This window comes from Mycobacterium sp. PTI7, assembly GCF_056679845.1.
This window is the reverse complement of sequence record NZ_CM155252.1, coordinates 244,427-257,627: the sequence shown is the minus strand read 5'-3', so window position 1 is coordinate 257,627 and position 13,201 is coordinate 244,427. Positions and strand designations below refer to the sequence as shown.

General features: G+C 70.1%; 12 protein-coding genes and 1 pseudogene. 9 read left to right on the top strand and 4 right to left on the bottom strand.

Annotated elements, in window-relative coordinates:
• Positions 1–224: 224 nt before the first annotated feature.
• Positions 225–689, top strand: coding sequence for a tRNA (cytidine(34)-2'-O)-methyltransferase (locus AC1MEY_RS01250; RefSeq protein WP_480228942.1), 465 nt, complete (start codon positions 225–227; stop codon positions 687–689).
• On the opposite strand, the gene AC1MEY_RS01245 is transcribed toward AC1MEY_RS01250, so the two are convergent.
• From AC1MEY_RS01245 to AC1MEY_RS01235, 3 genes are read right to left on the bottom strand one after another with little or no spacing between them, the layout of a single operon-like run.
• Positions 690–1,340 carry a nitroreductase family protein gene (locus AC1MEY_RS01245; RefSeq protein ID WP_480228941.1) on the bottom strand — a complete coding sequence of 217 codons (651 nt, stop codon included), beginning with the start codon at positions 1,338–1,340 and terminating at the stop codon, positions 690–692.
• 47 nt (positions 1,341–1,387) lie between these two features.
• On the bottom strand, positions 1,388–4,681 hold the full coding sequence (locus AC1MEY_RS01240; RefSeq protein WP_480228940.1) for an error-prone DNA polymerase: 3,294 nt from the start codon (positions 4,679–4,681) through the stop codon (positions 1,388–1,390).
• Positions 4,682–4,713: 32 nt separating this feature from the next.
• Positions 4,714–5,286 carry a dihydrofolate reductase family protein gene (locus tag AC1MEY_RS01235; protein WP_480228939.1) on the bottom strand — a complete coding sequence of 191 codons (573 nt, stop codon included), beginning with the start codon at positions 5,284–5,286 and terminating at the stop codon, positions 4,714–4,716.
• A 207-nt stretch (positions 5,287–5,493) separates the two neighbouring features.
• Between AC1MEY_RS01235 and AC1MEY_RS01230 the strand changes: the two genes are divergently transcribed.
• From AC1MEY_RS01230 to AC1MEY_RS01200, 7 genes and pseudogenes are all read left to right on the top strand, one after another.
• Entirely contained in the window at positions 5,494–5,586 is a 93-nt protein-coding gene (locus AC1MEY_RS01230) for a twin-arginine translocation signal domain-containing protein (RefSeq protein ID WP_480228938.1), read from the top strand.
• The gene (locus AC1MEY_RS01225; protein ID WP_480228937.1) at positions 5,583–6,197 is read left to right on the top strand and encodes a histidine phosphatase family protein; all 615 of its coding nucleotides are present in this window, start codon (positions 5,583–5,585) and stop codon (positions 6,195–6,197) included. The genes AC1MEY_RS01230 and AC1MEY_RS01225 overlap by 4 nt, the downstream gene beginning before the upstream one ends.
• 61 nt (positions 6,198–6,258) lie before the next feature.
• On the top strand, positions 6,259–6,969 hold the full coding sequence (locus tag AC1MEY_RS01220) for a DUF899 domain-containing protein (protein ID WP_480228936.1): 711 nt from the start codon (positions 6,259–6,261) through the stop codon (positions 6,967–6,969).
• Positions 6,966–7,436 carry an SRPBCC family protein gene (locus AC1MEY_RS01215; protein ID WP_480228935.1) on the top strand — a complete coding sequence of 157 codons (471 nt, stop codon included), beginning with the start codon at positions 6,966–6,968 and terminating at the stop codon, positions 7,434–7,436. The genes AC1MEY_RS01220 and AC1MEY_RS01215 overlap by 4 nt, the downstream gene beginning before the upstream one ends.
• A 17-nt stretch (positions 7,437–7,453) precedes the next feature.
• On the top strand, positions 7,454–8,218 hold the full coding sequence (locus tag AC1MEY_RS01210; protein ID WP_480228934.1) for an SDR family NAD(P)-dependent oxidoreductase: 765 nt from the start codon (positions 7,454–7,456) through the stop codon (positions 8,216–8,218).
• Positions 8,212–8,853, top strand: a pseudogene (locus AC1MEY_RS01205) (phosphoribosyltransferase); the annotation flags it as partial. The gene AC1MEY_RS01210 and the pseudogene AC1MEY_RS01205, both read left to right, overlap by 7 nt.
• A 49-nt stretch (positions 8,854–8,902) precedes the next feature.
• The gene (locus AC1MEY_RS01200) at positions 8,903–10,147 is read left to right on the top strand and encodes an HNH endonuclease signature motif containing protein (RefSeq protein WP_480228933.1); all 1,245 of its coding nucleotides are present in this window, start codon (positions 8,903–8,905) and stop codon (positions 10,145–10,147) included.
• Here AC1MEY_RS01200 and AC1MEY_RS01195 read toward each other — a convergent pair.
• A complete protein-coding gene (locus AC1MEY_RS01195) occupies positions 10,144–11,010 on the bottom strand; it encodes a MaoC family dehydratase (RefSeq protein ID WP_480228932.1) in 867 nt (288 codons plus the stop codon). The genes AC1MEY_RS01200 and AC1MEY_RS01195 overlap by 4 nt on opposite strands.
• 94 nt (positions 11,011–11,104) lie before the next feature.
• Between AC1MEY_RS01195 and AC1MEY_RS01190 the strand changes: the two genes are divergently transcribed.
• The gene (locus tag AC1MEY_RS01190; protein WP_480228931.1) at positions 11,105–13,117 is read left to right on the top strand and encodes an SDR family oxidoreductase; all 2,013 of its coding nucleotides are present in this window, start codon (positions 11,105–11,107) and stop codon (positions 13,115–13,117) included.
• The last annotated feature ends 84 nt before the right edge of the window (positions 13,118–13,201 follow it).

The window sequence follows — 13,201 nt, the reverse complement described above, 5'->3', positions numbered from 1 at the left end:
CATAGGACTTCCTGCAGCTCTTCGCCCTCGAATGGGGCAGGCGTGATCCGCCCGGCAATGCCTGTGAGTATGACAGCGATGCGCAGGTGAATCCACAATTCCTGGTCAACGGACGCAGTCGTGACCCGGCCGTTGTCAGTTCGTGTGCTATGTGAGCAGGTGTCGTTGCGCAGTCGAGACAACCCCCGTTCGCGTCGCTCGTCGCGCCGATGGATCATCACCGAATGTTCCGCGTGCTGTTCTACTCACCGCGCATTGCGCCCAACACCGGCAATGCCATCCGCATGGTCGCCGCCACCGGGTGCGAACTGCATCTCGTCGAACCGCTCGGCTTCGACCTGTCCGAGCCGAAACTGCGGCGGGCCGGGCTGGACTACCACGACCTCGCGTCGGTGACCGTGCACGCCGACCTCGACGCCGCGTGGGGGCTACTGATGCCGGCGCGGGTGTTCGCGTTCACCGCGCACGCGACGACGTCGTTCGCCGACGTGCGGTACCAACCCGGCGACGTCCTGATGTTCGGGCCGGAACCCACGGGACTCGAGCCGGAGACGCTGGCCGACCCGCACGTCACCGAGCGCGTCCGCATCCCGATGCTGGACGGCCGACGGTCGCTGAACCTGTCCAACGCCGCGGCCGTCGCCGCCTACGAGGCGTGGCGCCAGCAGGGGTTCACCGGCGCGGTGTGACTACCAGGTGTCCCAGTGGCTGAGCTGCTCGGCGGGCAGGCGCTTGGCCTTCTTGAAGTCGGTGCCCTTGGTGTAGGCGACCGGGAACAGCCCGCCCTGGGCGTACTCGTCGAACGGGATGCCCAGCAGGTCGGCGACCTTCTTCTCGCCGTCGCCGACGAGGTGCAGTGACGTCCACGCCGAGCCGAGTCCGCGCGACCGCAGCGCCAGCATGAAGCTCCACGCCGCGGGCATCAGCGAGCCCCAGAATCCGGCACTCGCGCCGGCGGGCGCGCCGTCCGGGCGGCCCTGCAGGCACGGGATCATCAGGACCGGCACCTCGTGCAGGTGGTCGCTGAGGTACTTCGCGGAGTCGATCACCAGCGGCGTGCGCTCGTCGCGGCTGTCGCCGTACTCGGGCTTGGGTGCGGCGAGGTAGGGATTCGCGGCGGTCCGGTAGACCTCGGCGATCGCCTGCTTCTTCTCGGGGTCCTCGACGAACATCCACTGCCAGCCCTGCGAGTTCGATCCGGTGGGCGCCTGCAGCGCGAGGTCGAGGCACTCGAGGAGCACCTCGCGCGGCACCGGCTTCTCCAGATCCAGACGCTTGCGCACCGAGCGGGTGGTGGTCAGGAGTTCGTCGAGGGTGAGGTCCAGGGGCTGCGAGGTCATGTTTCGGAGACTACCGACGAGCGCGGAGTGGCTGATCAGGTGTGGAGCTACTGGAAGTCGCGGGACCTCGAGATCACGCGCAGGTCGACGGGCCGCAACTGGTCGGCGACCACGGTGACCGCCCCGGTCGCGTTCTGCACGATGCCGCGGATGATCAGCGCCGACGCCGTCTGCGCCAACCGGCGTTGCCGGGCCCACACGCCCCGCGAGCACACCACGTTGACCATGCCGGTCTCGTCCTCGAGGTTGAGGAACGTCACGCCCTGGGCGGTCGCCGGGCGCTGCCGGTGCGTCACCGCGCCCGCCACCAGCACCCGGGTGCCGTCGGGCACCGACAGCAGGCGGTCGGCCTGGACGACGCCCAGCTCCCCCAGCCGCTCCCGCAGGAACTGCACGGGGTGGCTGTCGGGCGAGACGCCGGTGGCCCACACGTCGGCCGCCGTGAGTTCGAGGTGCGTCATGCCGGGCAGCGACGGCACGTGCGACGACGACCCGACGCCGGGCAACCGGTCCGGCCGCTGACTGGCCGCCGCGCCCGCCGCCCACAGCGCCTCGCGGCGATCGACGCCGAAGCACCCCAGCGCCCCCGCGGTCGCCAGCGCCTCGGTCTGCGGGACGGACAGCTGCACCCGGTTGGTCAGATCCACCAGGGAGGTGAACGGGCCGTTGGCATCTCGGTCGTCGACGATCTGCTCGGCCAGCTCGGTACCGATGTGCCGGACGCTGCCCAACCCCATCCGCACCTCGAGGCCGGCGTTCTCCAGCGTCGGGTGCGCGAGGCTGGCGTTGACGTCGGGACCGTGGACCAGGACGCCGTGCCGTCGGGCGTCGGCCACCAGCGACTGCGGCGAGTAGAAACCCATCGGTTGCGCCCGCAGCAGGGCGGCGCAGAACACCGCCGGGTGGTGCAGCTTGAACCACGACGAGTAGAACACCAGCGAGGCGAAGCTCAGCGAATGACTCTCGGGGAAGCCGAAGTTGGCGAACGCCTCCAGCTTCTCGTAGATCCGGTCGGCCACCGGACCGGTGATGCCGTGCTTGGTGCGCATGCCGTCGTAGAACCGGTCGCGCAGCCGGCGCATCTTCTCGGTGGACCGTTTGGACCCCATCGCCCGGCGCAGCTGGTCGGCCTCGGAGCCGGAGAATCCCGCGCAGTCGACCGCCAGTTGCATGAGTTGCTCCTGGAACAGCGGCACGCCCAGCGTCTTGTGCAGCGCGGGTTCCATCGACGGGTGGTCGTAGGTGACCTCCTCTTCGCCGTTGCGCCGCTTGATGTACGGGTGCACCGACCCGCCCTGGATGGGGCCAGGCCGGATCAGCGCGACCTCGACCACCAGGTCGTAGAACAGCCGCGGCTTCAGCCTGGGCAGGGTGGCCATCTGCGCGCGGGACTCGACCTGGAACACGCCCACCGAATCGGCCCGCTGCAGCATCTCGTAGACGGCCGGCTCGGAGAGATCCAGCTGGGACAGGTCGACCTCGATGCCCTTGTGCTCGGCGACCAGGTCGATGCAGTAGTGCAGCGCCGACAGCATGCCGAGGCCAAGCATGTCGAACTTCACCAAACCGATTGCGGCACAGTCGTCCTTGTCCCACTGCAGGACGCTGCGGTTCGCCATCCGGGCCCACTCCACCGGGCACACGTCGGCGATCGGCCGGTCGCAGATCACCATGCCGCCGGAGTGGATGCCCATGTGCCGCGGCAGGTTCTTCACCTGCAGCGCCAGGTCGATCACCGACTCCGGGATGTCCTCGACGTCGGGCGAATCGGGCAGCCCGTTCCACCGGCTGATGTGCTTGCTCCACGCGTCCTGCTGGCCCTGGGAGTAGCCGAGCGCGCGGGCCATGTCGCGCACCGCGCTGCGGCCGCGGTAGGTGATGACGTTGGCCACCTGCGCGGCGTAGTCGCGGCCGTAGCGGTCGTAGACGTACTGGATGGCCTGCTCCCGCAGATCCGACTCGATGTCGATGTCGATGTCCGGCGGCCCGTCGCGCGCCGGCGACAGGAACCGTTCGAACAGCAGGCCGTTGGCCACCGGGTCGACGTTGGTGACGCCCAGGGCGTAACAGACCGCCGAGTTGGCCGCCGACCCCCGGCCCTGGCAGAGGATGCCGTTGTTCCGGCAGAACCGGGTGATGTCGTCGACCACCAGGAAGTAGCCCGGAAAGTTCAGCCGCGCGATCACCTTCAGCTCGTGTTCGATCTGCGCGTAGGCCTGGGGTGCACGCTCCCGCGGGCCGTACCGCCGCTCGGCGCCCGTCATGGTCAGCTGCCGCAGCCAGCTGTCCTCGGTGTGTCCCTCGGGCACGTCGAACGGCGGCAGTTGCGGCGCGATCAGCGACAGCCCGAACGAGCACTGCTCGCCCAGATCGGCTGCTGCCGAGACGATCTCGGGACAGTGCGAGAACAACCGGGCCATCTCCTCGCCCGACCGCAGGTGCGCACCGCCCAGCGGCGCCAGCCAGCCGGCTGCCTCGTCCATCGAGTTGCGTGCGCGGATGGCGCCCATCGCCATGGCGAGCCTGCCGCGTGACGGCTCGGCGAAGTGCGCGGCGGTGGTGGCGACGACGTTCACCCCGAAGCGTGGCGCGAGCCCGGCCAGCACGGCGTTCTGCTCGTCGTCGAGCGGATGGCCGTGCCTGGTCAACTCGACGCTGATGCGGTCCGCGCCGAACCTGTCCACCAGGTCGGCCAGCGCCGCGTCGGCGGCGTCGGGACCACCGGTCGACAGCGCCTGCCGGACGTGCCCCTTGCGACATCCGGTGAGGACGTGCCAGTGCCCACCCGCGGCCTCGGACAGCGTGTCGTAGTCGTAGCGCGGCTTGCCCTTCTCACCGCCGGCCAGATGGGCCTTGGCGATCTCCCGCGACAGCCTGCGGTACCCCTCGGGGCCGCGCGCCAGCACCAGCAGGTGCGGGCCGGGCGGGTCGGGATCCTCGGTGCGGGGCACGTTGCCCAGCGACAGCTCCGCGCCGAACACCGTCGACACGTCGAGTTCCTTGGCCGCCTCGGCGAACCGGACCACTCCGTACAGGCCGTCGTGGTCGGTGAGCGCGATCGCACGCAGGTCCAGCCGGGCGGCCTCCTCGACCAGTTCCTCCGGCGTACTGGCACCGTCCAGGAAGCTGTACGCCGAGTGGGCGTGCAGCTCGGCGTATCGGACCGACGAGGTCTGCCGCTTCTCCCCCACCGGCTCGTAGGCGTCACGCTTGCGCGACCAGGCCGGACTGTCGCCACCGTCGCCCGTGGGCTCGGCCATGGGCAGCCCGGCGCGCCGTGGCTTGCTGGTGAGGACGCGGTTCATCTCCGTCCACGTCGACGGCCCGTCGTTCCAACCCACCCCTCGAACCTAGTCGAACATGCGTTCGATCGCTAGGTCGAGTACGTCGCGATCACGACACCGGTGCTCGTCGAGGTGCAGTCGAGCAGCGTCAGCGAGGCGCGTGCCCCGTCACCGAACAGGCGCCGACCCCGGCCCACCGCGATCGGCGCGATCATCAGCACGTACTCGTCGATCAGGTTCGCCGCCGCCAGCGAGGCGATCAGCGCGCCGCTGCCCATGATCACCAGGTTGGCCTCCGAGCGCCGCTTCACGGCGGCGACCTCGGCGGGAACGTCCCCGTGCAGCAGCTCCGAGTTCGGCCAGCGCAGTTCGGTGTCGGCGTGGGCCGAGGCGACGTACTTGCGGGTGCCGTTGAGCGCGTCCTGGAACGGTCCGCCGAGCGCGTTCCAGGACGCGAGCAGATCCTCGTAGGTGCGCCTGCCGAACAGCCACGCGAAGTCGGCCGACATGCGCTCGCCCATCGCCGCGCCGATCGCCGGGTCGGCGAACGGGAGGGCCCAACCGCCGTCGTCGAACCCGTCGCGGGTGTCCTCGTCGGCTCTACCGGGTGCCTGCATCACCCCGTCCAGCGTCACCCAGTTCGTCACCACGACCTTGCCCATGGGGTGAACATATGCGTTCTCGATGAGTTCGTCGACACCCCGGTCCCCCGCGGATAGGCTCGTTTCCAGAGATGCACCGCAGAACGAAACAGTCTGCGGCGCATGTGAATCGCGAACGATTCGCCCGAGGCCCTCCCCGAAACGGGGAGGGCTTCACAATGCCTCCGCCGATGCCGCACACTGGGGTTCCCCAGCGAGAGGCTCCCGATGCCGACCCGTCGCCGCATCCTCGGTGCGCTGGCCGCCCTCATCGTGGCGGCAGGCATGACCACTCCACCGGCATGGGCCGAGCCGACGTGACCATCACGTTCGTCCGCCACGCCGAGTCCGCGGGCAACGCCGGCGGCATCATCGACACGACGGTGCCCGGCCCGACGCTCACCGCGAAGGGCGAGGTGCAGGCCAAGGACGCCGCCGTCGCGTTGGCCGCGACACCGCACGACGGCGTCTACGCCTCGACCATGATCCGCACCCAGCAGACGGCCCAGCCGTACGCCCACGACGTGGGCCGCCAGATCGTCGTCCTGCCCGGGCTCCGCGAGATCGAGGCAGGTGACCTCGAGGGACGGCCCGAGGAGGACGCACTCGCCGGCTACTTTCGGCCGCTGCGACAGTGGCTGGACGGCGACCGGTCGGCCCGCATCCCGGGGTCGATCGACGGCAACGAGTTCGACGCCCGGTTCGACGACGCCGTCGACACCATCTACCGCAGCGGCAACCGGGACCCCGTCGCGTTCTCCCACGGTGGGGCGATCGCGGTGTGGACGATGCTGAACGTGGCCGATCCCCCGCTCGACCTCGTCGAGGCCCAGCCGCTGCCGAACACCGGCCGCGTGGTCGTCCGCGGGAATCCCCGCGACGGCTGGACGCTGCTGGAATGGAACGGCACCCCGGTCGTCCCGCCGCGATGACTTTTCACCGCGCACCCGGTCGATACGACGAGCGACATCCGTGACACTCGAGGAGGCAACCGTGACAGAAGACCTGTTGGCCAAGCCGGCGGTGGTCGACCAGGCGACCTGGCAGTCCGCCCTGGACGACCTGCGCAGCCGGGAGAAGGCCGCCACCCGCGAACTCGACGCCATCGCCGCCCAGCGCAGACGGCTGCCGATGGTGGCGATGCCCGACTACACCCTGATCGGTGCGAACGGTCCGGTGTCGCTGGCCGAGATGTTCGACGGCCGCAGCCAACTGATCGTCTACAACCACATGTGGGCCGACGGCGCCGAGTGGCAGTGCGGCGGCTGCACCGGCTTCACGTCGCAGTTCACCCGGCTCGAGTTCCTCGACTCCTACGACGCCCGCTTCGTCATCGTGACCAACGGGCCGATCGACGAGGCACTCGCCTACCGCGACAAGGTGGGCAACAAGATGGAGTGGTTCTCGTCGTCGGAGAGTTCGTTCGGCGCCGACGTCGGCGCCGGTCCGGGCGAGGGCTTCGCCGTCAACGTGTTCCTGCGTGACGGCGACGACGTCTACCGCACCTGGCACACCAACGGCCGCGGCACCGAGCAGCTCAGCCACACCTTCGCGTTGATCGACCTGTTGCCGTGGGGGCGCCAGGAGGAGTGGCAGGACTCGCCCGAGGGATGGCCGAAGTCGCCGACCTACTCAAAGTGGCTGGACTCCCCCGACGTCGCACGGGCGTACGGCTCCCAGGACCGGAATGGAGCGACCCCGTGAGCGCCGACGAGCGCTGGGCCGTCACCCGAACCATCGCCGCCTCACCGGCGACGATCTTCGCCCTGCTGGCCGATCCGACGCGCCATCAGGACACCGAACCCAATGACTGGGTCCTCGACGCGGTCGACCGCACACCGCTTACCGAGACCGGCCAGATGTTCGCCGTCAACATGTTCATGGACAAGGCCGGCGGCCACTATGTGATGCACAACGTGGTCACCGAATTCGTGCCGGAGCGCACCATTGCCTGGCTGCCCGGCCAGCTCACCGATGCCGGCGAGCACGACCCGGGCGGCTGGGTCTGGCGTTACGACCTCGTGCCCAGCGGCGCGGGAACTGACGTCACGATCACCTACGACTGGAGCGGGACCCCGCAACCGCTGCGCGACGAGATCGGTGGGCTACCACCGTTTCCCGAGTCGTTCCTGGGCCAGTCGCTGGACGCTCTGGAGCGCGCCGTGAGCTGAAAGGGCATCATGGCGACATGAGCGAGCGACTACGCGACACGGTGGCACTGGTGACCGGCGCCAGCAGCGGCATCGGCGAGGCCACCGCGCTGGCCCTGGCCGCCGAGGGTGCGACGGTGGCCCTCGTGGCACGGCGACGCGACCGGCTCGACGACCTCAAGGCCAGGATCGAGACCGTCGGCGGGCGCGCCGTCGCCATCGAGGCGGACGTGTCCGACCGCGAGCAGGCCACCGCGGCAATTGATTCCGTGGTCGATCAGCTCGGCCGACTCGACACCCTGGTCAACAATGCCGGGCTGATGCGCATGGGTCCGGCCGCCGAGGCCAACCCAGCCGACTGGGACCGCATGATCGCGGTCAACGTGTCCGGACTGCTGTACGTCACGCGAGCCGCGCTGCCGCACCTGATCACTGCCGCCGCCGACTCACCGCGCCGGGTCGCCGACGTCGTGAACGTCAGCTCCACCGGCGGCCGCGTCGCGCGGCCGGGCACGGCGGTCTACTCGTTGACGAAGTTCGGGATCGGCGCCTTCTCCGAGTCGATTCGCCAGGAAGTCCTCGCAGACCGGGTGCGAGTGAGCCTCGTCGAACCTGGAACCGTGCAGACCGAGATCACCGACCACCTGCCCGACGCCGACCGCGAGGCGATGGAGCGCCGGACCGAGGGCATGGTGAAACTGCTGCCGATCGACGTCGCCGAGACCGTCGCGTTCATCGTGACCCGCGACCGGCGCGTCGCGGTCAACGAGATCCTGGTGCGGTCGGCCGAACAGACCTGGTGAGTGACCGGGTGTTCCGCGATCGACGGGATGCGGGCCGGGTGCTGGCCGGCGAGCTGCACGCCTACCGCGACGTACCCGGCGTCGTCGTCCTCGGTCTGCCCAGGGGTGGCATCCCGGTCGCGTGGGAAGTGGCTGCCGCGCTGCACGCACCCCTCGACGCGTTCGCCGTTCGCAAGTTGGGCGCCCCCGGACGGCCCGAGTACGCGATGGGTGCGATCGCGAGTGGCGGTCACGTCGTGGTCAACGAGGACGCCCTGAGGGGTCTGCGGATGACCCGCGACGATCTGCGCGACGTCGTCGAGCGGGAGGGCCGCGAACTGGCCCGCCGGGAGAACGTCTACCGCGCCGGGCGGCCACCGGTGGACGTCGCGGGCAGGACCGCGATCGTGGTCGACGACGGTCTCGCCACCGGGGCCAGTACGAGAGCGGCCGTCGTGGCGCTGCGCGCACTGGCGCCCGCCGCGATCGTCGTGGCCGTGCCCGTCGGGCCGCCATCCGCGCGTGCGACGTTCGCGGAGTTGGCCGACGGCTTCGTCTGTGTGACAACGCCCGAGCCGTTCTTCGCCGTCGGCGAGTCCTACGAGGACTTCACGCAAGTCACCGACGACGAGGTGCGGGAACTACTCGGCGGCCCCAACGACTGAGCATCCGGGAGTTGTCGGACCCCCCTGCAATAATGGGGTCATGTCCAGCACGGCAACAGCTTTGGCGCCGCAGGCCACCCCGGCCGAGCGCCTCGACGCGCTGTTCGACCGATTGGCCGAGCTGACCGGACAGCGCAACGCCATCGACGGCCAGATCGTGGACGTCATCGCCGAGATCGACGGCGACGAACTCTGGGGATCCACCGGCGTCCGCTCCATCGCCGCCCTCGTCGCATGGAAGACCGGCGCCGCACCCCGCACCGCCGAGACCTTCGTCGCGGTTGCCCAGCGCGCCGAGGAGTTTCCGCGCTGTGTGGCCGGACTCCGCGAGGGCCGACTGTCTTTGGATCAGGTCGGGGTCATCGCCGAACGCGCCGCCGACGGCTCCGACGACCACTACGTCGACCTCGCCGCCGTCGCCACCGTCACCCAACTCCGCAGCGCCGTCAAACTCGAACCCCGCCCCGACCCCACACCCAAACCCGAATCGCAACGCTCGATCACCAAGACAGTGGGACCCAACGAGGACTACGTCACCTGGAAGATCCGCCTGCCCCGCCTCGACGCCGCTAGATTCGAGGCCGCCCACCAGTCCCACCGCGACGCCCTGATCGCCGGCTGGAAGGCCGACCACGATGCGAACTTCGATGCGGCTCCCCCGTTCCCCGACGGCGTCGACGCCTTCATGTCCCTGATCGAGGCCGGCTGGGACGCCGACGTGGCCCGCCGCCCCCACGGACAGCGCACCACCGTCGTCGTGCACGTCGACGTCGACAAACCCGCCGCCACACTCCATCTGGGCCCGCTCCTGACCGACGACGAACGCCGCTACCTGCTCTGCGACGCCACCTGCGAGGTCTGGTTCGAACGCCAGGGCCGGCCCATCGGTGCCGGACGGACCACCCGCACCATCAACCGCCGGCTGCGCCGCGCCCTCGAGCACCGCGATCAGTGCTGCGCGGTCCCCGGCTGCGGTGCGACCCGCGGTCTGCACGCCCACCACATCGTGCACTGGGAGGACGGCGGCGCCACCGAACTCGACGACCTGATACTGCTCTGTCCGTATCACCACCGGCTGCATCACAGCGGCGGACTCGGCATCACCGGCACCGCCCACCAACTCGTCATCACCGACGCCGACGGCCGCGAACTCAACGGCGCATCGCTGGCCCGACCACCCACCACAGCACCACCGGACGTCCCACCCTGCCCCGGCCCACTCGGCGAACGCGCCCAATGGTGGTGGTACACACCGTTCGAACCACCACCCCCGACCAACGGCTAGACGTACTCGGCGGTGCCGTCGTCGAGGACCACCCGCGAGTTCGATCCGTCGCCTTCGGCCGCCTCCGTGCGGTACACCGCATGTCCGGGCTCGGTGCGCCACACCGACGTCGTCAGCGTCTCGCCCGGGAACACCGGCGAGGTGAACCGCGCACCGACGGCACGGATCTTGGTCGCGTCGCCCCCGCCGAGTTCGGCGACCAGGACGCGGCCCGCGACGCCATAGGTGCAGAGCCCGTGCAGGATCGGGCGCGGGAAGCCTGCGAGGTTCTGCGCGAACCAGGGGTCGCTGTGCAGCGGATTGCGATCGCCGGACAACCGGTAGATCAGCGGCTGATCCTCCGTGGTGGGCAGCGCCACCGTCGCGTCGGGTTCGCGATCGGGAAACGCGGGCGCCGGCGCACGCTCACCGGGCTGACCGCCGAAGCCACCCTCACCGCGAATCACCGCCGTGGACACCGTCTCTGCGACCACCTCACCGGTCTCCGGGTCGGTGCCGACACCCTTGAACACCAGGATGGCGTTCTTGCCCTCGCCCTTGTCCTGGATGTCCACCACCTCGGAGTGCACGTTCAGCTTTCCGGCAGGCGGCAACGGCGCGTGCAGGCGGATCTGCTGGCTGCCGTGCAGCAGCATGCCGAAGTTGAACGAGCCGACCTCGCCGACCGCACCCCACGCCGGGCAGGCGATCACGGCGTAGGTGGGCAGCACCTGCTGGGGGATGTCGTGGCTGTTCTCGGTGGTGAAGGCGAGGTCGTTGACGCCCGCCCCGACGCCGAGCGCGTAAAGCAGCGTCTCGCGGTCGGTCCACTCGTACGGTTGCGGCTCGGTCGTGGCTCCGATGGCGTCGGGATTGATCGGCATGGCGGTCTCCTGAGTGAACGACGGGGTCGGGACGGAAGTCGTGTCGGACGATAGCCGGTTGACGTATGCCGGGGGGAGGGTGACCATGACTCGCATGCGCTATGTCGTTACCGGCGGTACCGGGTTCATCGGACGCCGCGTCGTCTCCCAGATCCTGTCGCGATCCACGCCCGACGACGGCCCGGTCGAGGTGTTCGTGCTGGTGCGTCGGGGCTCGCTGTCCCGCTTCGAACGCCTGGCCCAGCAGTGGGGCGAGCGCGCCACGCCGCTGGTGGGCGACCTGACCGCCCCCGACCTCGGCCTGGACGAGCAGACGATCGCCGACCTCGGCGACGTCGACCACGTGGTGCACTGCGCGGCGGTCTACGACATCACCGCCGACGATGCCGCGCAACGGGCCGCCAACGTCGACGGCACCCGCGCCGTGGTGGGCCTCGCCCGCCGCCTCGACGCGACGCTGCACCACGTGTCGTCGGTCGCGGTCGCGGGCACCTTCCCCGGCGTCTACACCGAGGAGGACTTCGACGTCGCCCAGGACCTGCCGACGCCGTACCACCAGACGAAGTTCGAGGCCGAGATGCTGGTGCGCTCGACGCCCGGGCTGCGCTTCCGGGTGTACCGGCCCGCGGTCGTGGTCGGGGACTCCCGCACCGGCGAGATGGACAAGGTCGACGGGCCGTACTACTTCTTCCCGATCCTCAACCGGCTCGCCAAGCTGCCGTCGCTGACGCCGATCGCGCTGCCGGACGCCGGGCGCACCAACGTCGTCCCGGTGGACTACGTGGTCGACGCCATGGTGCACCTGATGCACGTGAGCGGCCGGGACGGACAGACGTTCCACCTGACCGCGCCGACGTCGACGGGACTGCGCGGAATCTACCGCGGGGTCGCCAAGGCCGCGGGACTGCCACCGCTGCGCGCCACCCTGCCGCGCAGTGCCGCCACGCCGTTCATCAAGGCCACCGGCCGAGTGAAGGTGCTGCGCAACATGGTCGCCACCCAGTTGGGCATCCCGGCCGAGATCCTCGACGTCGTGGACCTCGCACCGGAGTTCACTGCCGAGAACACCGCGGACGCATTGCGCGGCACCGGCATCGAGGTCCCCGCGTTCGCGACCTATGCCCCGCGGCTGTGGCGGTACTGGGCCGAGCACCTCGACCCCGACCGGGCCCGCCGCGACGATCCGGCCGGCCCACTGGTCGGCAGGCACGTCGTGATCACCGGCGCCTCGAGCGGGATCGGACGGGCATCGGCCGTCGCCGTCGCCGAACGCGGCGGGACGGTGTTCGCTCTCGCGCGCAGCGCCGACGCCCTGGACGACCTGGTCGCCGAGATCCGCGAGACCGGTGGCACGGCATACGCGTTCACGTGCGACGTCACCGATTCGGCGTCCGTCGAGCACACCGTCAAGGACATCCTCGGCCGATTCGGCCACGTCGACTACCTGGTGAACAACGCGGGCCGCTCGATCCGGCGCTCGGTCAGCGCGTCCACCGACCGCCTGCACGACTACGAGCGCGTGATGGCGGTGAACTACTTCGGGTCGGTGCGCATGGTGCTAGCGCTGCTCCCGCACTGGCGGGAGCGCCGGTTCGGCCACGTGGTCAACGTGTCCAGTGCCGGGGTGCAGGCCAACAGCCCCAAGTACAGCGCCTACGTGCCGACCAAGGCCGCGCTGGACGCCTTCGCCGAGGTGGTGGGCACCGAGACGCTGTCGGATCACGTCACCTTCACCAGCATCCACATGCCGCTGGTGAAGACGCCGATGATCGCACCGTCGCGGCAACTGAACCCGATCCCGGCCATCACACCGGAACACGCCGCCGCGATGGTGGTGCGCGGCCTGATCGAGAAGCCGTCCCGCATCGACACGCCCATGGGCACGCTCGCCGACCTCGGCACGTACTTCGCGCCGCGGCTGTCCCGACGCATCCTGCACCAGCTCTACCTCGGCTATCCCGATTCCGCTGCGGCACGCGGTGTTCAGGACGACGAACCGTCCGGTCCGCGCCGGCCACGTCGGCCCGCCCGGTCCGGCGTCGCCGGCGTCCGGGTGCCCGGACCGGTCAAACGGGCGGTGCGCCTGGTCCCTGGCGTGCACTGGTAGCGGGTCCGGCCCTATCGTTGGCGGCGTGACAGCGGCTGATGCGGTGATCCCCGTCTTCGCCGACGTCGACACCGGCGTGGACGA

What these genes read in the sequence shown, in the direction of transcription:
- AC1MEY_RS01250 (WP_480228942.1), top strand. Translation starts at nt 225, where the DNA reads ATGTTCCGCGTGCTGTTCTACTCACCGCGCATTGCGCCCAACACCGGC.
- AC1MEY_RS01245 (WP_480228941.1), bottom strand. Translation starts at nt 1,340, where the DNA reads ATGACCTCGCAGCCCCTGGACCTCACCCTCGACGAACTCCTGACCACC.
- AC1MEY_RS01235 (WP_480228939.1), bottom strand. Translation starts at nt 5,286, where the DNA reads ATGGGCAAGGTCGTGGTGACGAACTGGGTGACGCTGGACGGGGTGATG.
- AC1MEY_RS01230 (WP_480228938.1), top strand. Translation starts at nt 5,494, where the DNA reads ATGCCGACCCGTCGCCGCATCCTCGGTGCGCTGGCCGCCCTCATCGTG.
- AC1MEY_RS01210 (WP_480228934.1), top strand. Translation starts at nt 7,454, where the DNA reads ATGAGCGAGCGACTACGCGACACGGTGGCACTGGTGACCGGCGCCAGC.
- AC1MEY_RS01200 (WP_480228933.1), top strand. Translation starts at nt 8,903, where the DNA reads ATGTCCAGCACGGCAACAGCTTTGGCGCCGCAGGCCACCCCGGCCGAG.
- AC1MEY_RS01195 (WP_480228932.1), bottom strand. Translation starts at nt 11,010, where the DNA reads ATGCCGATCAATCCCGACGCCATCGGAGCCACGACCGAGCCGCAACCG.
- AC1MEY_RS01190 (WP_480228931.1), top strand. Translation starts at nt 11,105, where the DNA reads ATGCGCTATGTCGTTACCGGCGGTACCGGGTTCATCGGACGCCGCGTC.